The organism is Salmonella sp. 741265050_HSA, from assembly GCF_046569445.1.
GTDB classification, from domain to species: Bacteria; Pseudomonadota; Gammaproteobacteria; order Enterobacterales; family Enterobacteriaceae; genus Salmonella; species Salmonella enterica.
In genome coordinates, this window is record NZ_JBKFSV010000012.1 from 1 (window position 1) to 21,371 (window position 21,371).

Below are 21,371 nucleotides of genomic sequence, written 5' to 3' on the forward strand. Positions count from 1 at the left end.
ATCCGTTACCTCACTAACAATTCCTGTGACTTGCGGAGTGACCGGAATTGAAATAACCGCTTTTTGCGCCGTAAAGGTATACGGGTGGTTATAGTTCATTAATAAAATCAATCCCGCAACAATGAACACCCCACCTAATGCAGCGGTAGCAAGCGTCCATTGGTTTACCGGAATACGGAATATTTTAAAGATGGCCCAGGCAAAGGCCACATAGGTCAGGACTATCAACAAATCCATGATTAAATCTCCGGAAAGGTGGAGTTATCGTTTTTTTTCTCCCCATCCAGTCTTTTTTCCAACTGGGTGATTCGCGCTGCCAGCGCGGCAATCTCAGGGTCTGACTCCTTTCCGGTCGGAGTGGTGTGTGACTGCATTCCCCATCCCTTTTCAGGCTGGTAGAGCGTGGCCCAGATCCACAGGAACGGCCAAATAACATGAAGAGTGAACAGGCTCACCCATCCCGCAGTATGGATGGCATCGGCATGGGGATGGTTACGTTTTTTAGCCATGTTATAGGGAATATCGTGAATGGCGATGATTCCGTAAAACAGAACCAGAAAAACGAAGATCAGCACGCCCAACGCGAAATAATTTAGAAACATGCCTGCCTCGAATTCACGCTAATTAGAGTTTTTTATGCCGGCAGCCGTATGCACCCTGGCTGATGTTTTGAACATAACTGCAGTTTGGGGTTTTCGCCATACCACAAAATAAATATTTTTTCTGGTGAGAAGTTGCTTTGTTTTGCAATAAAAAATGTCGGGGGTAGAACCTGCCGCAGATCACATCTGCTCAAATCCAGATGAAAATAATTTGCGATCCACATCACAAAAATTCAACAAACAGCAAAACCAAAAATGTGAATCAGTTCACATTTAATCCTCATTTGCAGCGAATTATTGCACTGTGATGTTTTTTTGTACCGTTATTTTGTGATTAAAATCACATTAACTAACGCTATACACCCTATATTTACGTGACGAATATCACATAAAAGACCGTCGACTGGACAGTTGAACGATTCAGTGCCAGATTGCGCAGTATCTACACTACAGGGTCCGGCTACCTCTGCCGCTACATTAACAAACCTCGGGCTTTCAGCCTGCGCGACAGCAACATAAGAAGGGGTGTTTTTATGTCATCCGATATTAAGATCAAAGTGCAAAGCTTTGGTCGATTCCTCAGCAATATGGTGATGCCTAATATCGGCGCGTTTATCGCGTGGGGTATTATCACCGCATTATTTATTCCAACAGGGTGGTTGCCTAACGAAACGCTGGCGAAACTGGTTGGTCCGATGATCACCTACCTGCTGCCGCTGCTCATCGGTTATACCGGCGGTCGTCTGGTTGGCGGCGAACGCGGCGGCGTGGTGGGCGCTATCACTACCATGGGCGTTATTGTCGGCGCGGATATGCCGATGTTCCTCGGCTCGATGATCGCCGGTCCATTAGGCGGCTACTGCATTAAGAAATTCGACAGTTGGGTAGACGGTAAGATCAAATCCGGTTTTGAGATGCTGGTGAACAACTTCTCCGCTGGCATCATCGGTATGATCCTCGCCATCCTGGCGTTCCTCGGTATTGGTCCGGCGGTTGAAGTCCTGTCCAAAATTCTGGCGGCGGGCGTTAACTTCATGGTGGCGCACGATATGCTGCCGCTGGCGTCCATTTTTGTTGAACCGGCGAAAATCCTGTTCCTCAATAACGCGATTAACCACGGCATCTTCTCACCGCTGGGTATCCAGCAGTCCCATGAGATGGGTAAATCCATCTTCTTCCTGATTGAAGCTAACCCGGGTCCGGGGATGGGCGTCCTGCTGGCGTACATGTTCTTCGGTCGCGGCAGCGCTAAACAGTCTGCGGGCGGCGCGGCAATTATCCACTTCCTGGGCGGTATCCATGAGATCTACTTCCCGTACGTGCTGATGAACCCACGCCTGATTCTGGCGGTGATTCTCGGCGGTATGACCGGCGTATTCACCCTGACCATCCTGAACGGCGGTCTGGTTTCTCCGGCTTCTCCTGGCTCGATTCTGGCGGTACTGGCGATGACGCCAAAAGGCGCTTACTTCGCTAACATCGCTGCCATCGTGGCGGCAATGGCGGTCTCCTTCGTGGTTTCTGCAATTCTGCTGAAAACCAGCAAAGTGAAAGAAGAAGATGACATTGAAGCGGCCACCCGTCGTATGCATGACATGAAAGCGGAATCTAAAGGCGCCTCTCCGCTGGCGGCTGGCGACGTGACCAACGACCTGAGCCATGTGCGTAAAATCATCGTGGCTTGCGATGCCGGTATGGGTTCCAGCGCGATGGGCGCAGGGGTACTGCGTAAGAAAGTACAGGATGCGGGCCTGAGCCAGATCTCCGTCACCAACAGCGCCATTAACAATCTGCCGCCGGATGTGGATCTGGTCATTACTCACCGTGACCTTACCGAGCGCGCGATGCGTCAGGTACCGCAGGCGCAGCATATTTCGCTGACCAACTTCCTGGATAGCGGCCTGTACACCAGCCTGACCGAACGTCTGGTTGCTGCACAGCGCCACAATACTAATGAAGAGAAAGTACGCGACCATCTGAAAGACAGCTTTGAAGAGGGTGATAACAACCTGTTCAAACTGGGTGCGGAGAATATCTTCCTGGGCCGTAAAGCCGCTAACAAAGAAGAGGCGATTCGCTTTGCCGGTGAACAACTGGTGAAAGGCGGCTATGTTGAGCCGGAATACGTCGAGGCGATGCTGGACCGCGAAAAGCTGACGCCGACTTACCTCGGTGAATCCATCGCAGTACCGCACGGTACAGTAGAAGCGAAAGATCGCGTGCTAAAAACCGGCGTGGTGTTCTGCCAGTATCCGGAAGGCGTACGCTTCGGTGAAGAAGAAGACGATATTGCCCGTCTGGTTATTGGTATCGCCGCACGTAACAATGAGCACATCCAGGTCATCACCAGCCTGACTAACGCGCTGGATGATGAATCCGTGATCGAACGTCTGGCGCACACCACCAGCGTGGATGAAGTGCTGGAACTGCTGGCAGGTAAAAAAGCTTAACAGTTAAGTATCCCCAAAATAGTTCGAGCTGCAGGAAGGCGGCAACGCAGTGAATCCCCAGGAGCGTACATAAGTACGTAACTGGGGTGAGCGAGGAGAGCCAACGCATCTGCAGTTCGAAATATGAAGGCGATATCCTCTCCCTTGTGGAGAGGGTTAGGTTGAGGGGAAATCTATGCAGTCCCTCACCCCAGCCCTCTCGGGTAAAAACATTAATGAAGGTTAATACTATGAAAGCATTACATTTTGGCGCAGGTAATATCGGTCGTGGCTTTATCGGCAAACTGCTGGCTGACGCGGGGATACAACTGACGTTTGCGGATGTAAATCAGGTCGTACTCGATGCCCTGAATGCCCGTCATAGCTATCAGGTTCATGTTGTGGGTGAAAATGAGCAGGTTGATACCGTTTCCGGCGTCAACGCTGTCAGCAGCATCGGCGATGATGTTGTCGACCTGATTGCCCACGTTGATTTAATCACTACTGCCGTGGGTCCGGTTGTGCTTGAGCGTATCGCTCCGGCCATCGCTAAAGGGCTGGTAAAACGTAAGGCGCAGGGCGTGGATGCCCCGCTGAATATCATCGCCTGTGAAAATATGGTGCGCGGCACCACACAGCTCAAAGGTCATGTGATGAACGCGCTGGCGGATGGCGATAAAGCCTGGGTTGAACAGCACGTCGGTTTTGTCGATTCCGCCGTTGACCGTATTGTGCCGCCTTCCGCTTCTGCAACCAACGATCCGCTGGAAGTGACGGTAGAAACGTTCAGCGAGTGGATTGTTGATAAAACTCAGTTCAAAGGCGCGTTGCCGACCATTCCGGGGATGGAGTTAACGGATAACCTGATGGCATTTGTCGAACGTAAACTCTTCACGCTGAACACAGGTCATGCTATAACCGCGTACCTCGGCAAATTAGCCGGTCATCAAACCATTCGCGACGCCATTCTCGATGAGAGTATTCGCGCGGTGGTGAAAGGCGCGATGGAAGAAAGCGGCGCGGTGCTGATCAAACGTTACGGTTTTGATGCCGACAAACATGCGGCATACATTCAGAAAATCCTCGGTCGTTTTGAAAACCCGTATCTGAAAGATGATGTTGAGCGCGTTGGACGTCAGCCGCTACGCAAACTCAGCGCGGGCGACCGTCTGATCAAACCGCTGCTGGGTACCCTGGAATATGGTCTGCCGCATGTGAATCTGGTCAAAGGGATCGCGGCGGCGATGCATTTCCGCAGTGAAGAAGATCCGCAGGCACAGGAACTGGCCGCGCTGATTGACGAAAAAGGTCCACAGGCCGCTCTGGCGCAAATTTCCGGGCTGGATGCCAATAGCGATGTGGTGGCGGAGGCGGTTAACGCTTATAACGCGACCAAATGACGCAGAACCCGGCGCAGGTTAGCCTGCGCCCAAATAACAGATTGTCAGATATGCAGGCAATAATGGAACAAACCCAGGCCTTTGAAAATCGTGTGCTTGAGCGTCTGAATGCTGGCAAAACCGTACGGAGCTTCCTGATTACTGCCGTCGAGTTATTGACCGAGGCGGTGAATATTCTGGTGCTCCAGGTGTTTCGCAAAGACGACTATGCGGTGAAATACGCTGTGGAACCGTTGCTGGACGGCGACGGACCGCTGGGCGATCTTTCGGTACGTCTGAAACTTATCTATGGCCTGGGCGTACTCAGCCGCACCGAATATGAAGATGCGGAGCTGTTAATGGCGCTGCGCGAAGAGCTGAATCACGACGGCAATGAATACGCCTTTACCGACGATGAAATCCTCGGGCCGTTTGGCGAACTACACTGCGTCATGGCGCTGCCGCCGCCGCCGCATTTTGATACGTCCGACGCGGCGCTCTACGCCATGCAAATTCAGCGCTACCAGCAGGCGGTGCGTTCGACGATGGTTCTCTCCCTGACCGAGCTGATTTCTAAAATCAGCTTAAAAAAGGCCTTTCAAAAGTAAATCCCGCCGTTAACCTCTTTCTTCTTCTTTTGGTCGGTACAGCCGCCGGTAATATTCCAGACGCTGCAAATAAATGGGCGCGCTCTCCGACGGCACTTCGGAAGGAACATAATCACGCGGCGGCGTTTTATTCAAGTATTCACGGAACGCCTGGCTGGACGCCATAAAATCGACGGCTTTATCAATAAGAAGTGGTACGTTCTCACCTATTTTTGCCATGATAGATCCTCCATGTGTGACCCGCGTCTGACTCCCGCGGTCGCTTATTTGAGTTTAGGATCACTTTAGCGTTGTCATTGAGGAAAATGTGCTTAATCGCTTTTCTTGCCGGCAAAAAAGGCGCTTCATCTTTTCTTTCGAAAAAAAGATTTTATTCTCAAAGAGATAACTAAATAATTAGCGGTGTAATACTTGCCATAATTGATTATCTTTACGTCATGAGTTGTGAAGAATCACTCACTGCGCGCATACTATAGGGTATCTATCCCATTTCTATCAGAAGCAATCCCATGAAAGAAGTTGAAAAAAACGAAATTAAACGCCTGAGCGATCGTCTTGACGCTATTCGCCACCAGCAGGCAGGTCTTTCTCTGGTTGAATCCGCCGATAAATACGCGGAGCTGGAAAAAGAAAAAGAGACGCTGGAAGCAGAAATTATCCGTCTGCGCGAAGTACACAGCCAGAAACTGAGTAAAGAAGCGCAGAAGCTGATGAACCTGCCGTTTCGCCGCGCGATCACTAAAAAAGAGCAGGCCGATATGGGCAAACTCAAAAAAAGCGTACGCGGCCTGATCGTGGTGCACCCGATGACGGCGCTGGGCCGGGAAATGGGGCTCAAAGAGATGACAGGCTTCGCGAAGAGCGAGTTCTAAACACTTCCGCATCACAGGCTCTCAAGGTACCTGTCGTTCGACGGGGGCCTTGAGAGCATCGGGCTATATTCCGAATTTTTATCCAGACGTATTTACACCGCTTATATACGAGTTCACTTTTAACGGTACTCCCCGCTTTTTCGGGATGAAAAATTCCACTATCATGCCTATTTGTATTTATGCAATGAATTTTTCCATCCCCTTTTCTCATATCCCGCAGAATATGATTGACCCGCAAAATTAAATAACATTATCATTCATGAAAAAAAATGCTCATACATAAATATTATAATTATATTTTTATAAAGTATTGCTATGAATAATTGATAAACAACGTCGGGTATTTGCACATTCCTATAGAAACAATGAATGTTTTAATTATAACCATATATTAATGGCTATTGGCAATGCTCGCAAAATGATGAGTTAGCTGTATAAATAACAGGTTAACTATTTATATTATATAAATTATTAACAAGGATATTTTATATGCACAAAAATGGAAAATTTATCCCCTTGCTTGCGTTGGGATTCACATTCTTTTTATCTGGTTGTGATTACTTTGCAGATAAACACCTTGTTGAAGAACTGAAAAAACAACAAAAAGAACAAGAAACAAAGATAAATCTGTTAGAAAAACAACAAAAAGAACAAGAAGCAAAGATAAATTTGCTAGAAAAACAACAAGCTACAGTTATCAACACGACTCAAAAGGTCGCCGAAGTCGTTGGTCGCATTGAACGCAAACAACGGCTATTCGACTACACAGAACTGGATCCATCACAAACGCGCTATTTTATTATTAACAACGGCAATATCGGATTAGCCGGGCGTATTCTATCTATTGAGCCAATAGATGATGGAAGTGTTATTCATCTTGATTTAGTTAACTTACTCAGCATTCCCGTATCAAACCTTGCGTTTAATATGACATGGGGTACGAAAAAACCTTCCGAGGCAAAAGATCTACCTCGCTGGAAACAACTCCTGCTTAACACGAAAATGGATTCGACAATCGAACTTTTACCGGGAACATGGACAAACGTCACGCTAACATTAAAAGGCGTATCGCCCAATAATCTTAAGTATCTAAAAATAGGTATTAACATGGAGAATGTCATATTCGACAGCATACAGCCTATTAATGATACGAAAAAGAAGCCAAAAAAATAATAGCCATTGATACAACTATTTTAGAAAAGGAAAGCACTTATCCATGAACAGAATATTTAAAGTCCTCTGGAATGCCGCTACGGGAACATTTATTGTCACCAGCGAAACCGCAAAAAGCCGCGGCAAAAAAAGCGGCCGCAGAAAGCTGGCGGTTTCCGCACTCATCAGCCTTAGCGGTATTATGATCTCAGCGGATGCGCTGGCCAACGCAGGGAACGATACTGGCAGCGGTGTTACTGTATCCGGTACAACGGGAACAGGGTGGATTGCAATTGGTACCGCTGCCACAGCCAATACTTACACCAACGAAGATGGCGCAAGCGCCGCAATGGGTTATAACGCCTCTGCGATGGGGAAATGGAGTACCGCCATTGGTTCATACAGCCAATCCTCCGGCGACTCTTCGCTAGCGCTTGGCGTAAAATCGGTTTCTGCCGGTGACCGGGCCATTGCAATGGGCGCCTCATCCTCAGCCAGTGGAAGTTATTCAATGGCAATGGGCGTGTATGCCAATTCGAGCGGCGCAAAATCGGTTGCGTTAGGTTATAAATCTGTCGCGAGCGGAATAACTTCCGTTGCACTAGGTAATCAATCCACTGCGAGCGGCGATGACAGCGCTGCATTAGGTAATGGCGCAAAAGCGATAGGCACCAACTCAGTTGCCCTTGGCACTGGCTCTACCGCCCTGGAAGACAATTCCGTCGCCGTGGGTAACAGCACCACTCAACGGCAGATCACCTATGTTGCTAAAGGCGACATCAATTCCAGCAGTACCGATGCCGTCACAGGTGCGCAAATTTATTCTTTAAGTCAATCTGTCGCCGATCGACTCGGCGGAGGGGCTTCTGTTAATTCTGATGGTACGGTGAATGCCCCTCTCTACGAGGTGGGCACTGGCATCTACAATAACGTAGGCAGTGCGTTAAGCGCACTTAACACTTCTATCACGAATACAGAGGCCTCTGTCGCAGGATTAGCCGAAGACGCGCTGTTGTGGGATGGCAACACAAGCGCATTCAGCGCTAACCACAGCGGAAGCGACAGCAAGATTACCAATCTGGCGGCAGGTACCCTGGCCGCAGACAGCACTGATGCGGTTAACGGCTCCCAGTTGTTTGATACAAATGAGAAAGTGGATCAGAACACCGCTGATATCACTACCAATACCGACAGCATTAACCAGAACACAACCGATATCGCCGCCAATACGGCCAGCATCAATCAGAACACCACTGATATCGCCACCAACACCACCAGTATCAACAGTCTGAGCAACTCCGTTACCACGCTCACCGACGATGCCCTGTTGTGGGATGCAGCCTCTGGCGCATTCAACGCTAACCACAGCGGAAGCGACAGCAAAATCACCAACCTGGCGGCAGGCACCCTGGCCGCAGACAGCACCGATGCCGTTAACGGCTCCCAGCTGTTTGCCACCAATGAAAATGTGTCGCAGAACACCACTGACATCGCTGCCAACACCACCAGCATCAATCAGAACACCACTGATATCGCCACCAACACCACCAGTATCAACAGTCTGAGCGACTCCGTCACCACGCTCACCGATGATGCCCTGCTTTGGGATGCGACCTCTGGCGCATTCAGCGCTAACCACAACGGAAGCGACAGCAAAATCACCAATCTGGCGGCGGGTACCCTGGCTGCTGACAGCACCGACGCCGTTAACGGCTCTCAGTTGTTTGCCACCAACGAAAATGTGTCTCAGAACACAACCGATATCGCCGCTAATACGACCAGCATCACTCAGAACACCACTGATATCGCCACCAACACCACCAGTATCAACAGTCTGAGCGACTCCGTCACCACGCTCACCGATGATGCCCTGCTTTGGGATGCGACCTCTGGCGCATTCAGCGCTAACCACAACGGAAGCGACAGCAAAATCACCAATCTGGCGGCGGGTACCCTGGCTTCGGACAGCACCGACGCCGTTAACGGCTCACAATTGTTTGCCACCAATGAAAATGTGTCTCAGAACACCACTGATATCGCTGCCAACACCACCAGCATCAATCAGAACACCACTGATATCGCCACCAACACCACCAGCATCAACAACCTGAACAATTCCGTCACCACGCTCACTGACGATGCCCTGTTGTGGGATGCAGCCTCTGGCGCATTCAGCGCTAACCACAACGGAAGCGACAGCAAAATCACCAATCTGGCGGCGGGTACCCTGGCTTCGGACAGCACCGACGCCGTTAACGGCTCCCAGTTGTATGAAACCAACCAGAGGGTGGATCAAAACACCTCTGCTATCGCAGATATTAATACGTCCATCACCAATCTTAGCTCTGACAACCTGAGCTGGAATGAGACAACGAGTTCGTTCTCTGCCAGCCACGGAAGTAGTACGACAAACAAAATCACCAACGTTGCTGCCGGAGAGCTGTCTGAAGAAAGTACCGACGCCGTTAACGGATCGCAGCTGTTCGAAACCAACGAAAAAGTGGATCAGAACACGACCGATATCGCCGCCAATACCACTAACATCACTCAGAACAGCAGCGCGATTGAGAACCTGAATACTTCTGTCTCCGACATTAATACGTCCATTACCGGCCTCACTGATAACGCTCTGTTATGGGACGAAGACATCGGCGCTTTCAGCGCAAACCACGGTGGAAGCACCAGTAAAATAACCAATGTCGCCGCCGGGGCGCTTTCTGAGGACAGTACAGACGCGGTAAACGGCTCACAGTTGTATGAAACCAACCAGAAGGTGGATCAAAACACCTCTGCTATCGCAGATATCAATACGTCCATCACCAATCTTGGTGCCGATGCACTGAGCTGGGATGACGAAGAGAGTGCGTTCAGCGCCAGCCACGGTACCAGCGGTACCAATAAGATAACCAATGTAGCAGCAGGTGAAATCGCCAGTGACAGTACTGACGCCGTTAATGGCTCTCAGCTCTATGAAACTAACATGCTGATTTCTCAGTATAATGAGTCTATTAGCCAACTAGCCGGCGATACCAGCGAAACCTATATCACGGAAAATGGTACTGGCGTGAAATACATCCGTACGAATGATAGCGGGCTTGAAGGCCAGGATGCATACGCAACGGGTGACGGCGCAACAGCAGTGGGTTACAACGCCGTCGCATCCGGTGCTTCGAGCCTGGCTCTTGGAGAGAACAGCAGCAGCAGCATTGAGGGCAGCATCGCCTTGGGCAGTGGCTCCAGCTCTAACCGCGCTATTACAACCGGTATACAAGCAACGAGCGTAACAAGCGATGGCGTCGTCATTGGTTACGATACAACAGACAGAGAGTTGCTGGGCGCGTTGTCATTGGGGACGGATGGAGAAAGCTATCGTCAAATTACCAACGTTGCGGACGGCTCTGAAGCGCAAGATGCAGTAACAGTTCGTCAGTTACAAAATGCCATTGGTGCGGTCGCCACTACACCGACCAAGTACTACCACGCAAACTCAACGGAAGAAGATTCACTGGCTGTCGGGACTGACTCACTGGCAATGGGTGCGAAAACCATCGTCAATGCTGATGCAGGTATTGGTATTGGTCTGAATACACTGGTGATGGCTGATGCCATCAACGGCATTGCTATCGGTTCTAACGCACGCGCCAACCATGCAAACAGTATTGCAATGGGTAATGGTTCTCAGACCACTCGCGGCGCACAGACTGACTACACCGCCTACAACATGGACGCACCGCAGAACTCTGTCGGTGAGTTCTCTGTCGGCAGTGAAGACGGTCAACGTCAGATCACTAACGTCGCGGCGGGTTCGGCAGACACCGATGCCGTAAACGTTAGTCAATTGAAAGTCACCGACAGCCGTGTTGCCGCAAATACCGAAAGTATCAATAACCTGAACACGCAGGTGAGTAGTCTTGATACCCGCGTCACCAATATCGAAAACTCTGTCGGCGATATTGTCACTACCGGTAGCACCAAGTACTTCAAGACCAACACCGATGGCGTAGATGCTAATGCGCAGGGTAAAGACAGTGTTGCGATTGGCTCTGGCTCTATTGCTGCCGCTGAAAACAGCGTAGCGTTAGGCACAAATTCAGTCGCAGATGAAGCTAATACTGTGTCTGTCGGCTCTTCTACCCAACAACGCCGTATTACCAACGTTGCCGCAGGGGTGAACAACACTGACGCGGTTAATGTGGCGCAACTGAAAGCTTCAGAAGCAGGCTCCGTTCGTTATGAAACCAATGCAGATGGCTCGGTTAACTATAGCGTGCTCAACCTGGGAGACGGGAGTGGCGGTACTACTCGGATCGGCAATGTTTCAGCGGCGGTGAACGATACGGATGCGGTTAACTATGCGCAATTGAAACGCAGCGTCGAAGAAGCAAACACCTATACCGACCAGAAAATGGGTGAAATGAACAGCAAAATCAAAGGCGTAGAAAACAAGATGAGCGGCGGTATCGCCTCAGCGATGGCCATGGCCGGTCTGCCACAAGCCTACGCCCCAGGCGCCAACATGACTTCGATTGCTGGCGGTACATTTAATGGTGAAAGTGCCGTCGCTATTGGTGTCTCCATGGTAAGTGAAAGCGGGGGCTGGGTGTATAAATTGCAAGGAACCAGTAACAGCCAGGGTGATTACTCTGCAGCTATTGGCGCTGGCTTCCAGTGGTAATGGAGTAACAATACTCCCGACATCAAAGGCAATGGCATAATGCCATTGCCTTTTCACTTCCCTTTGTTGTACTCACCCCTTAATTGGCCCTACCAATTCCCGCTAAATCCGGCCACATGTTCACATTTCATTAAATTACCCCTACAATACCGTTGCCAATAAATAACATCTGGTTAACTATTTGTTGTCATTATCCATACACAACAATATTGGCAGGACCACTTTTACACATAATGTGACCCCAACGAGATGAGCAAAGATTCATCCCATTATGCGTGTGGTTCTCAGGAGACCTGCAATGAACCTCTGGCAACAAAACTATGACCCGGCGGGTAATATCTGGCTTTCCAGCCTGATCGCATCGCTCCCAATCCTGTTCTTCTTTTTCGCCCTGATTAAACTTAAGCTGAAAGGCTACGTTGCCGCCTCGTGGACGGTGGTTATCGCGCTCGCCGTCGCGCTGCTGTTCTATAAAATGCCGGTCGATCACGCGCTGGCATCGGTCGTGTATGGCTTCTTCTACGGGCTATGGCCGATTGCCTGGATAATCATCGCCGCGGTCTTCGTCTATAAAATCTCGGTAAAGACCGGGCAGTTTGACATTATCCGCTCGTCAATTCTATCGATAACCCCCGATCAACGCCTGCAAATGCTGATTGTCGGCTTCTGCTTCGGCGCGTTCCTTGAAGGTGCGGCGGGTTTCGGCGCGCCGGTGGCGATAACCGCCGCGCTGCTGGTGGGTCTGGGCTTTAATCCGCTGTATGCGGCAGGGCTGTGCCTGATTGTAAACACCGCGCCAGTCGCCTTTGGCGCGATGGGTATTCCGATTCTGGTTGCCGGACAGGTTACGGGCCTGGACAGCTTTGAAATCGGTCAGATGGTAGGCCGCCAGTTGCCATTCCTGACCATTATCGTGCTGTTCTGGATTATGGCGATTATGGACGGCTGGCGCGGCGTGAAAGAAACCTGGCCTGCGGTGATGGTCTCTGGCGGTTCATTTGCTATCGCCCAGTATCTCAGCTCCAACTTTATCGGGCCGGAACTGCCGGATATTATCTCTTCTCTGGTGTCTCTGGTGTGTCTGACGCTGTTCCTCAAACGTTGGCAGCCGGTACGCATCTTCCGCTTCGGCGATATGGGCGCGTCGCAGGTCGATCAGACGCTGGCCCGTACCCGCTATACGACAGGACAAATTGTTCGCGCCTGGTCGCCGTTCCTGTTCCTGACCGCCACGGTCACTCTCTGGAGCATACCGCCGTTCAAAGCGCTGTTTGCCCCCGGCGGCGCCCTGTATGACTGGGTAATTAACGTTCCGGTACCGTATCTCGATAAACTGGTCGCCCGTATGCCGCCGGTCGTACACGAAGCGACCGCTTACGCGGCGGTGTATAAATTTGACTGGTTCTCCGCCACCGGCACGGCGATCCTATTTGCCGCGCTGTTGTCTATCGTCTGGCTGAAAATGAAACCCTCAGCCGCAATCCAGACCTTTGGCAGCACGCTGAAAGAGCTGGCGTTGCCGATTTACTCCATCGGCATGGTGCTGGCGTTCGCGTTTATCTCGAACTATTCCGGGCTTTCCTCCACGCTGGCGTTAGCGCTGGCGCACACCGGCAGCGCCTTCACGTTCTTCTCGCCGTTCCTCGGCTGGCTGGGGGTATTCCTGACCGGCTCGGATACCTCATCTAACGCGCTGTTTGCCTCTCTACAGGCTACCGCGGCGCAGCAAATCGGCGTCTCTGATGTGCTGATGGTGGCGGCGAATACCACTGGAGGCGTAACCGGGAAGATGATCTCGCCGCAGTCTATCGCCATCGCCTGCGCGGCGGTGGGACTGGTAGGGAAAGAGTCCGATCTGTTCCGTTTTACCGTCAAACACAGCCTGATCTTCACCTGTATGGTGGGCGTGATCACTACGCTTCAGGCCTATGTTTTAACCTGGATGATTCCGTGATTGTGATGCCAAAACGCCTGTCAGACGAGATTGCCTCTCGCGTGCGGGCGCTGATTGAAGAACAAAACCTGGAAGCGGGCATGAAATTGCCCGCCGAGCGCCAGTTGGCTCAACAGCTTGGCGTATCACGCAACTCTTTACGCGAAGCGCTGGCGAAGCTGGTCAGCGAAGGCGTGCTGGTGAGCCGTCGCGGCGGCGGGACGTTTGTTCGCTGGCAGCATGAAGCCTGGTCTGAACAAAACATCGTTCAGCCGCTGAAAACCCTGCTGGCGGACGATCCTGATTACAGCTTCGATATTCTGGAAGCCCGCCACGCCATTGAAGCCAGTACTGCCTGGCACGCCGCCATGCGGGCCACCAGCGCCGACAAAGAGAAGATCAGACTCTGCTTTGATGCGACGCTCAGCGAAGACCCGGATCTCGCCTCCCAGGCCGACGTGCGCTTTCATCTGGCGATCGCGGAAGCCTCGCACAATGTGGTGCTGTTGCAAACCATGCGCGGGTTCTTCGACGTCCTGCAATCCTCCGTCAAACAGAGTCGCCAGCGTATGTATCTCGTTCCGCCCGTATTCTCAAAGCTGACGGAACAACACCAGGCGGTGATGGACGCCATTCTGGACGGTAACGCCGAGGGCGCGCGTAAAGCGATGATGGCGCACCTCAGTTTTGTCCACACCACGATTAAACGATTTGATGAAGACCAGGCCCGCCAGGCGCGTATTACCCGCCTGCCCGGCGACCATAATGAGATGACCAGGGAGAATAAATCATGATTATTTCAGCAGCCAGCGATTATCGCGCCGCAGCTCAGCGCACGTTGCCTCCTTTCCTCTTCCACTACATCGACGGCGGCGCGTATGCGGAATATACCCTGCGCCGAAATGTGGAAGACCTGTCGCAAGTCGCTCTGCGCCAGCGCGTGCTGAAAAATATGTCCGATTTAAGCCTGGAAACGACCCTGTTTAACGAAACGTTGTCGATGCCGGTGGCATTAGCGCCGGTAGGCCTGTGCGGCATGTACGCCCGTCGCGGCGAAGTACAGGCCGCCGCCGCCGCAGACGCAAAGGGCATTCCGTTCACCCTTTCCACCGTCTCCGTCTGTCCGATTGAAGAAGTTGCACCAACCATTAAGCGCCCGATGTGGTTCCAGCTTTATGTACTGCGTGACCGGGGCTTTATGCGCAACGCGCTTGAACGTGCGAAAGCGGCGGGCTGCTCCACGCTGGTCTTTACCGTGGATATGCCGACGCCGGGCGCGCGCTACCGTGACGCCCACTCCGGGATGAGCGGCCCAAACGCGGCCATGCGCCGTTACTGGCAGGCGGTAATGCACCCTAAATGGGCGTGGGATGTCGGCCTGAACGGTCGCCCGCATGATTTAGGCAATATTTCCGCCTATCTGGGTAAACCGACCGGCCTTGAGGACTATATCGGCTGGCTGGCAAATAACTTCGATCCGTCCATCTCCTGGAAAGACCTGGAGTGGATACGCGAATTCTGGGACGGCCCAATGGTGATCAAAGGGATCCTCGATCCAGAAGATGCCCGCGATGCGGTACGTTTCGGCGCTGACGGTATCGTGGTGTCGAATCACGGCGGCCGCCAGCTCGATGGCGTGCTCTCTTCCGCCCGCGCCCTGCCCGCCATTGCCGATGCGGTGAAAGGCGATATCGCCATTCTGGCGGATAGCGGGATTCGTAACGGGCTGGATGTCGTGCGTATGATTGCGTTGGGGGCCGATACCGTACTGCTGGGTCGGGCCTATCTCTACGCGCTGGCGACGGCAGGAAAAGCGGGGGTCGCCAACCTGCTGGACCTGATCGAGAAAGAGATGAAAGTCGCCATGACCCTGACCGGCGCGAAATCTATTAGCGAAATCAGTGGCGATTCACTGGTGCAGGAACTGGGGAAAAGTTTGCCCGCCGCGCTGGCGCCAATGAGCAAAGGCGATGCCGCCTGAACGCCTGGCGCGTGAGAGCCCGGTAAATTTCTGCTATTCTGCCCCCCGCATTTAAGGGGGCATCATGCTTAACATCGTACTCTTCGAACCAGAAATCCCGCCGAATACCGGCAACATCATTCGTCTTTGCGCCAATACCGGCTTTCGTCTGCACATCATCGAACCGATGGGGTTTACCTGGGATGATAAGCGCTTACGCCGCGCAGGGCTGGACTATCACGAATTCGCCGCGGTTCAGCGCCATCACGATTATGCCGCCTTTGTCGCCGCCGAAAACCCGCAGCGCCTGTTTGCGTTGACGACAAAGGGCACGCCCGCCCATAGCGCCGTAAGCTATCAGGATGGCGATTATTTGATGTTTGGCCCGGAAACGCGCGGCCTGCCCGCCAGCATTCTCGATGCGTTGCCTAAAGAGCAGAAGATTCGCATTCCGATGATGCCGGATAGCCGTAGCATGAACCTGTCGAATGCGGTGTCGGTGGTGGTGTATGAAGCGTGGCGCCAGTTAGGATACCCCGGCGCGGTATTGCGCAGTTGATTTGTGCCGGATGGCGGCTGACGCCTTATCCGGCCTACATTAATATTGATAATATTCGTTTCGAGCGTTATCGGCGCAGCCAGATTGGACACGGACTGCGCTTGTCTACCTGAGCGTACACGCAATACAAGAGGATGACGAGCATAGCCCAGGTTCAATATGGCAAGTAAGATAGCTCGAAATCAGATGCCGTCGCCATACTCAAACGTATGGTGTAGCCCGTTGAAATGCTGGTCCATATCCATCGACGGCTTATCGCTGCCCGGCTTGCCGACAATACGCGCCGGAACGCCTGCGGCGGTAGTGTGCGGCGGGACAGGCTGTAAAACGACGGAACCTGCGCCAATTTTCGCGCCGCGCCCCACCTCGATATTGCCGAGAATTTTCGCGCCCGCGCCAATCATCACGCCTTCGCGGATTTTAGGATGACGATCGCCGCTCGTTTTCCCGGTACCGCCCAGGGTGACGGATTGCAGGATCGACACATCATCCTCAATAACCGCCGTCTCCCCCACCACAATACCGGTGGCATGGTCGAGCATAATCCCGCGGCCAATTTTCGCTGCCGGGTGAATATCCACCTGAAACGAGACCGAAACCTGATTTTGCAGGAAGATAGCCAGCGCGCGGCGACCTTTATTCCACAACCAGTGACCAATGCGGTAGGCCTGTAGCGCATGAAAGCCTTTCAGATATAACAGCGGCGTGGAGTATTTATCCACCGCCGGATCGCGAGTGCGCACGGCCTGAATATCGCAGGCTGCCGACGCGATCATTTCCGGGTCGGCGGCATAGGCTTCTTCAACTACTTCACGGATAGCGATAGCGGGCATGATGGGCGACGCCAGTTTATTTGCCAGCATATAGCTCAGCGCACTGCCCAGATTTTCATGCTTGAGTAGCGTGGCGTGATAAAAACTGGCCAACATAGGCTCACAGTCAGCTAAAGCGCGGGCTTCAGCTTTAATATTCTTCCAGACGATTTCCAGTTCTTCACACGGCATGGCTTACTCCAGACGGGCAGAAAACGACCAACCCGTTCTGTGCGGGTTGGGTCGTTTATGCAAACAGTTCCTTACGGCTAGTGGCGACTCAGCTCTTCCTTGCGGGCGCGACCTAATAACGTTAATGCTGCCTCGCGCGCGTTTTTTCCGCAATACAATACTTGATAAATTTCCTCGGTTATTGGCATTTCAACACCAAAACGGTGCGCCAATTCACGAACTTCTTTCGTATTGCGATAGCCTTCGACCACCTGGCCAATCTTATCCTGCGCGCCTTTAACGTCCATACCCTGGCCAAGCATCATGCCAAAACGACGGTTGCGCGACTGGTTGTCGGTACAGGTCAGCACCAGATCGCCTAAACCCGCCATCCCCATAAAGGTGGCGGGATCGGCACCAAGCGCTGCGCCAAGCCGCGACATTTCGGTCAGTCCACGCGTGATTAGCGCCGTGCGGGCGTTCGCGCCGAAGCCGATGCCGTCAGACATCCCCGCGCCAATCGCAATCACGTTTTTCACCGCGCCGCCAAGCTGCACGCCGATAAAATCCGCATTGATATAGACGCGAAAACTTTTTCCGCAGTGCAACAGTTGCTGGAGATCGTCGGCAAAGGTCTCATCGGTTGAGGCCAGCGAGATTGCCGTCGGCAAACCCGCCGCCAGCTCTTTAGCGAACGTCGGACCGGAAATCACCGCCAGCGGGATTTGATCGCCTAACGCCTCGCGAGCGACATCCTGCAACAGGCGCCCCGTTTCCGCTTCCAGGCCTTTGGTCGCCCATACCAGACGCGCATCCGGACGCATCAGCGGTTTAATCTGCCGCAGCACGTCGCTGAAAACATGGCTTGGCACCACTACCAGAATGTTACGACTGGCCGCCAGCGCGGTTGCTAAGTCACTTTCCAGGTGTAACGTATCGGGAAAAGGCACATCGGGAAGGAACGCGACGTTGCAGCGATCGTGCTCCAGGGTCGCGATATGTTTTGGGTCGTGGCCCCACAGGACAACCTGGTGGCCGTTTCTCGCCAGAGTGATGGCAAGAGCGGTGCCGTACGAGCCGGCACCGATGACTGTCATTGACGCATTACTTTGGTTCATCAGGCATCCTGATGTTCTTCAGTACCTTCGCCAGCCTGCTGCTGCAAATAGTTCATGAACAGCGCATCAAAGTTGACCGGCGCAAGGTTCAGTTGCGGGAACGTACCGCGTGAAACCAAGCTGGTGATGCACTCGCGAGCATACGGGAACAGAATGTTCGGGCAGTATGCGCCCAGGCAATGCGCCATCTGAGTGCCTTCAATACCGCTGATGGAGAAAATACCGGCCTGCTGAACTTCGCACAGGAACGCGGTTTCTTCCCCCAGGGAAGCCGTTACGGTAACACGCAGCACAACTTCATAAACGTCATCCGCCAGTTGGGAAGATGCCGTATCAAGATCCAGTTTAACCTCTGGCTGCCAATCTTTCTGGAAAACATGCGGTGCGTTTGGCGCTTCGAAAGAAACATCCTTGGTATAGATACGTTGGATCTGGAAAGCCATTTCAGTGTTATTTTGTTCTGACATGTGTAAAACCCTTTAGTGTTGTCCTTAAATACTTGAGTACGCCTTAACGCAACAGCGGATCCAGTCCACCACGCGCATCCAGCGCATACAAGTCGTCACAACCGCCAATGTGCTGTGCATCAATAAAAATTTGCGGAACCGTCGTTCGGCCACTACGTTTGATCATCTCTTCACGCTTCACGGCGTCGCCGTCAATCGCAATTTCCTGGAAACTCACGCCCTTGCTGTTTAACAGCGCCTTTGCACGATGGCAAAACGGACAGGTTGCTTTGGTGTAGATTTCAATATTGGCCATGACTTCGCTCCTGTTTTTTACCCGATGGATTTCATGTCGACGCAAGGGCAAGTCATTCCCCTTACGTCATGAAAACGACGGGTAATCACTTACCGCGCACCAGAGGCAGATTCTCGCCGCTCCAGCCTGCTACGCCTTCTTTCAACACAAAGACCTTTTCAAAGCCGGCTTTTGTCAGCGCGTTAGCGGATTCCTGGCACTGCATACCTGAACCGTCGACCACGATAATCGGCTTGTCTTTGTGCTTTTCCAGTTCGCCAACATTGTTGGCTTTGATTTCGCTCGGCAGCAAATTGGTCGCGCCAGCGATATGGCCTTTACGGAAATCGTCACGTTGACGTAAATCCACAACAACGGCGTCCTCTTTGTTGATAAGGCGCGTGGCTTCGCCGCGTGTAATCACCTTAACTTTTGAAGTCAGACCTTTGAACGTGGTAAATAAAACCGCCACCAGTAACGCAATCCAGGCGATACTCAGTATGGGATGACGGCCAACAAATTGCATAATTTCTTGCATGGGGGGTAACAACTCCCGACGTAGTGATTAAAAAACCAGGAAAGGAGTATACCTGTGCAGTGGCGCAAATACAGCCAGAGCGTGCACTGGAATGCATTTTTGCGGGGCGCTACGAAAAAAAATCACGCTATTACTTGCCTTCTCACGCCAGCGCGATCCCTTTCTTTGATCTTCTGAGGCTATTTTATCGATTCAGCTGTAGTAAAATTACGCAATTATTTTGTCTATTGAGTATGAGGTTGTCGCAATGTCGGTTTCTAAAAAACCTATGGTACTGGTGATTCTGGATGGCTACGGCTACCGTGAAGAACAGCAGGATAACGCTATCTTAAACGCCAAAACCCCGGTGATGGATGCTCTGTGGGCAAAACGTCCGCATACCCTGATCGACGCATCCGGTCTGGAAGTGGGTCTGCCTGACCGCCAGATGGGCAATTCCGAAGTGGGCCACGTGAACCTGGGCGCAGGCCGCATCGTTTATCAGGACCTGACGCGTCTGGACGTTGAAATTAAAGAACGTACTTTCTTTGCTAACCCAGTCCTGACCAATGCGGTAGACCAGGCGAAAAACGCCGGTAAAGCGGTTCATATTATGGGTCTGCTGTCCGCGGGCGGTGTCCACAGCCACGAAGATCACATTATGGCGATGGTGGAACTGGCCGCAGAGCGCGGCGCAGAAAAAATCTATCTGCACGCCTTCCTCGACGGTCGCGACACGCCGCCGCGCAGCGCTGAAGCCTCGCTGAAAAAATTCGAAGACAAATTCGCCGCGCTGGGCAAAGGCCGCGTGGCGTCTATCGTCGGTCGTTACTACGCTATGGACCGCGACAACCGTTGGGATCGCGTGGAAAAAGCGTATGATCTGATGACCCTGGCTCAGGGCGAATTCCAGGCGGATACCGCTGTGGCTGGCCTGCAGGCCGCTTACGCTCGTGATGAAAACGATGAGTTTGTCAAAGCGACCGTTATCCGCGCCGAGGGCCAGGCTGATGCGGCGATGGAAGACGGCGACACGCTGATTTTCATGAACTTCCGCGCTGACCGCGCGCGCGAAATTACCCGCGCTTTCGTTAATGCTGATTTCGACGGCTTTGCGCGTAAGAAAGTGGTTAATCTGAACGTCGTGATGCTGACCGAATACGCCGCCGACATCAAAACTGCCGTTGCCTACCCACCAGCGTCGCTGGCGAACACGTTCGGCGAGTGGATGGCGAAAAACGATAAAACCCAACTGCGTATTTCCGAAACGGAAAAATATGCGCACGTAACCTTTTTCTTTAACGGCGGCGTAGAAGAACCGTTTGCTGGCGAAGAGCGCATTCTGATCAACTCCCCGAAAGTGGCCACTTATGACCTGCAACCGGAAATGAGCTCTGCAGAATTGACTGAAAAATTGGTCGCGGCGATCGAAAGCGGTAAGTACGACACCATCATTTGTAACTATCCAAACGGCGATATGGTCGGTCATACCGGCGTGATGGAAGCCGCCATCAAAGCGGTGGAAGCGTTGGATAACTGCATTGAACAGGTAACAAAAGCGGTTGAGTCCGTTGGTGGACAACTGTTGATTACCGCGGACCACGGCAACGCGGAGCAGATGCGCGATCCGGCGACCGGTCAGGCGCATACCGCCCACACCAACCTGCCGGTGCCGCTGATTTATGTCGGCGAGAAAAACGTGAAGGCGGTCGAAGGCGGCAAACTTTCAGACATTGCGCCTACCATGCTGTCGCTGATGGGGATGGAAATCCCGCAAGAGATGACTGGTAAGCCGCTGTTCATCGTGGAATAATCCCTCCCCATGAGGGGAAAGGCGATTAAC

The 21,371-nt window shown here is 52.4% G+C and carries 18 protein-coding genes and 1 pseudogene; 11 read left to right on the forward strand and 8 right to left on the reverse strand.

Annotated elements, in window-relative coordinates:
* Together ACLD4F_RS17105 and ACLD4F_RS17110 are read right to left on the reverse strand one after the other, a co-directional pair.
* Positions 1 to 237, reverse strand: a pseudogene (locus tag ACLD4F_RS17105) (HlyD family secretion protein); the annotation flags it as partial.
* Between the two features lie 2 nt (positions 238 to 239).
* Entirely contained in the window at positions 240 to 602 is a 363-nt protein-coding gene (locus tag ACLD4F_RS17110; RefSeq protein ID WP_076727386.1) for a DUF3302 domain-containing protein, read from the reverse strand.
* 533 nt (positions 603 to 1,135) lie between these two features.
* Here ACLD4F_RS17110 and mtlA point away from each other — a divergent pair.
* From mtlA to mtlR, 3 genes are all read left to right on the forward strand, one after another.
* Positions 1,136 to 3,052 carry a PTS mannitol transporter subunit IICBA gene (mtlA, locus tag ACLD4F_RS17115; RefSeq protein ID WP_000093287.1) on the forward strand — a complete coding sequence of 639 codons (1,917 nt, stop codon included), beginning with the start codon at positions 1,136 to 1,138 and terminating at the stop codon, positions 3,050 to 3,052.
* Positions 3,053 to 3,282: 230 nt separating this feature from the next.
* The gene (gene mtlD / locus ACLD4F_RS17120) at positions 3,283 to 4,431 is read left to right on the forward strand and encodes a mannitol-1-phosphate 5-dehydrogenase (protein ID WP_076727390.1); all 1,149 of its coding nucleotides are present in this window, start codon (positions 3,283 to 3,285) and stop codon (positions 4,429 to 4,431) included.
* On the forward strand, positions 4,428 to 5,018 hold the full coding sequence (gene mtlR / locus ACLD4F_RS17125; RefSeq protein ID WP_000193201.1) for a mannitol operon repressor MtlR: 591 nt from the start codon (positions 4,428 to 4,430) through the stop codon (positions 5,016 to 5,018). Before mtlD ends, mtlR begins: the two co-directional genes overlap by 4 nt.
* A 9-nt stretch (positions 5,019 to 5,027) precedes the next feature.
* Here mtlR and ACLD4F_RS17130 read toward each other — a convergent pair whose 3' ends face one another.
* Entirely contained in the window at positions 5,028 to 5,237 is a 210-nt protein-coding gene (locus ACLD4F_RS17130; RefSeq protein ID WP_001062558.1) for a hypothetical protein, read from the reverse strand.
* 290 nt (positions 5,238 to 5,527) lie between these two features.
* Here ACLD4F_RS17130 and ACLD4F_RS17135 point away from each other — a divergent pair, with 290 nt between their 5' ends.
* The 7 genes from ACLD4F_RS17135 (at position 5,528) to trmL (ending at position 16,169) form a co-directional block, all read left to right on the forward strand.
* A complete protein-coding gene (locus tag ACLD4F_RS17135) occupies positions 5,528 to 5,890 on the forward strand; it encodes a YibL family ribosome-associated protein (RefSeq protein ID WP_000665687.1) in 363 nt (120 codons plus the stop codon).
* 489 nt (positions 5,891 to 6,379) lie between these two features.
* Positions 6,380 to 7,063: a DUF3251 domain-containing protein gene (locus tag ACLD4F_RS17140; protein WP_000549445.1), complete on the forward strand. Its 684-nt coding sequence runs from the start codon at positions 6,380 to 6,382 to the stop codon at positions 7,061 to 7,063.
* A 43-nt stretch (positions 7,064 to 7,106) separates the two neighbouring features.
* Entirely contained in the window at positions 7,107 to 11,717 is a 4,611-nt protein-coding gene (locus tag ACLD4F_RS17145) for a YadA-like family protein (protein WP_411010951.1), read from the forward strand.
* Positions 11,718 to 12,015: 298 nt separating this feature from the next.
* Positions 12,016 to 13,671, forward strand: coding sequence for an L-lactate permease (gene lldP / locus ACLD4F_RS17150; RefSeq protein ID WP_001055308.1), 1,656 nt, complete (start codon positions 12,016 to 12,018; stop codon positions 13,669 to 13,671).
* Positions 13,668 to 14,444: a transcriptional regulator LldR gene (gene lldR, locus ACLD4F_RS17155; RefSeq protein WP_076727395.1), complete on the forward strand. Its 777-nt coding sequence runs from the start codon at positions 13,668 to 13,670 to the stop codon at positions 14,442 to 14,444. The genes lldP and lldR overlap by 4 nt, the downstream gene beginning before the upstream one ends.
* Positions 14,441 to 15,631, forward strand: coding sequence for a quinone-dependent L-lactate dehydrogenase (lldD, locus tag ACLD4F_RS17160; protein ID WP_000586988.1), 1,191 nt, complete (start codon positions 14,441 to 14,443; stop codon positions 15,629 to 15,631). The genes lldR and lldD overlap by 4 nt, the downstream gene beginning before the upstream one ends.
* 64 nt (positions 15,632 to 15,695) lie before the next feature.
* Complete coding sequence (trmL, locus tag ACLD4F_RS17165; protein WP_000932335.1) at positions 15,696 to 16,169, forward strand: tRNA (uridine(34)/cytosine(34)/5-carboxymethylaminomethyluridine(34)-2'-O)-methyltransferase TrmL; 474 nt, start codon at positions 15,696 to 15,698, stop codon at positions 16,167 to 16,169.
* 182 nt (positions 16,170 to 16,351) lie between these two features.
* On the opposite strand, the gene cysE is transcribed toward trmL, so the two are convergent.
* From cysE to ACLD4F_RS17190, 5 genes are all read right to left on the reverse strand, one after another.
* On the reverse strand, positions 16,352 to 17,173 hold the full coding sequence (gene cysE, locus ACLD4F_RS17170; protein WP_001112114.1) for a serine O-acetyltransferase: 822 nt from the start codon (positions 17,171 to 17,173) through the stop codon (positions 16,352 to 16,354).
* 77 nt (positions 17,174 to 17,250) lie between these two features.
* Positions 17,251 to 18,270 carry an NAD(P)H-dependent glycerol-3-phosphate dehydrogenase gene (gene gpsA / locus ACLD4F_RS17175; RefSeq protein ID WP_001076596.1) on the reverse strand — a complete coding sequence of 340 codons (1,020 nt, stop codon included), beginning with the start codon at positions 18,268 to 18,270 and terminating at the stop codon, positions 17,251 to 17,253.
* On the reverse strand, positions 18,270 to 18,737 hold the full coding sequence (gene secB, locus ACLD4F_RS17180; protein ID WP_000003370.1) for a protein-export chaperone SecB: 468 nt from the start codon (positions 18,735 to 18,737) through the stop codon (positions 18,270 to 18,272). Before secB ends, gpsA begins: the two co-directional genes overlap by 1 nt.
* 43 nt (positions 18,738 to 18,780) lie before the next feature.
* Entirely contained in the window at positions 18,781 to 19,032 is a 252-nt protein-coding gene (gene grxC, locus ACLD4F_RS17185) for a glutaredoxin 3 (RefSeq protein ID WP_001273795.1), read from the reverse strand.
* Between the two features lie 85 nt (positions 19,033 to 19,117).
* Positions 19,118 to 19,549 (reverse strand): rhodanese-like domain-containing protein, encoded by a 432-nt coding sequence (locus tag ACLD4F_RS17190; protein ID WP_001156179.1) that lies wholly within the window; start codon positions 19,547 to 19,549, stop codon positions 19,118 to 19,120.
* Between the two features lie 247 nt (positions 19,550 to 19,796).
* Here ACLD4F_RS17190 and gpmM point away from each other — a divergent pair, with 247 nt between their 5' ends.
* On the forward strand, positions 19,797 to 21,341 hold the full coding sequence (gene gpmM / locus ACLD4F_RS17195; RefSeq protein WP_064013084.1) for a 2,3-bisphosphoglycerate-independent phosphoglycerate mutase: 1,545 nt from the start codon (positions 19,797 to 19,799) through the stop codon (positions 21,339 to 21,341).
* The last annotated feature ends 30 nt before the right edge of the window (positions 21,342 to 21,371 follow it).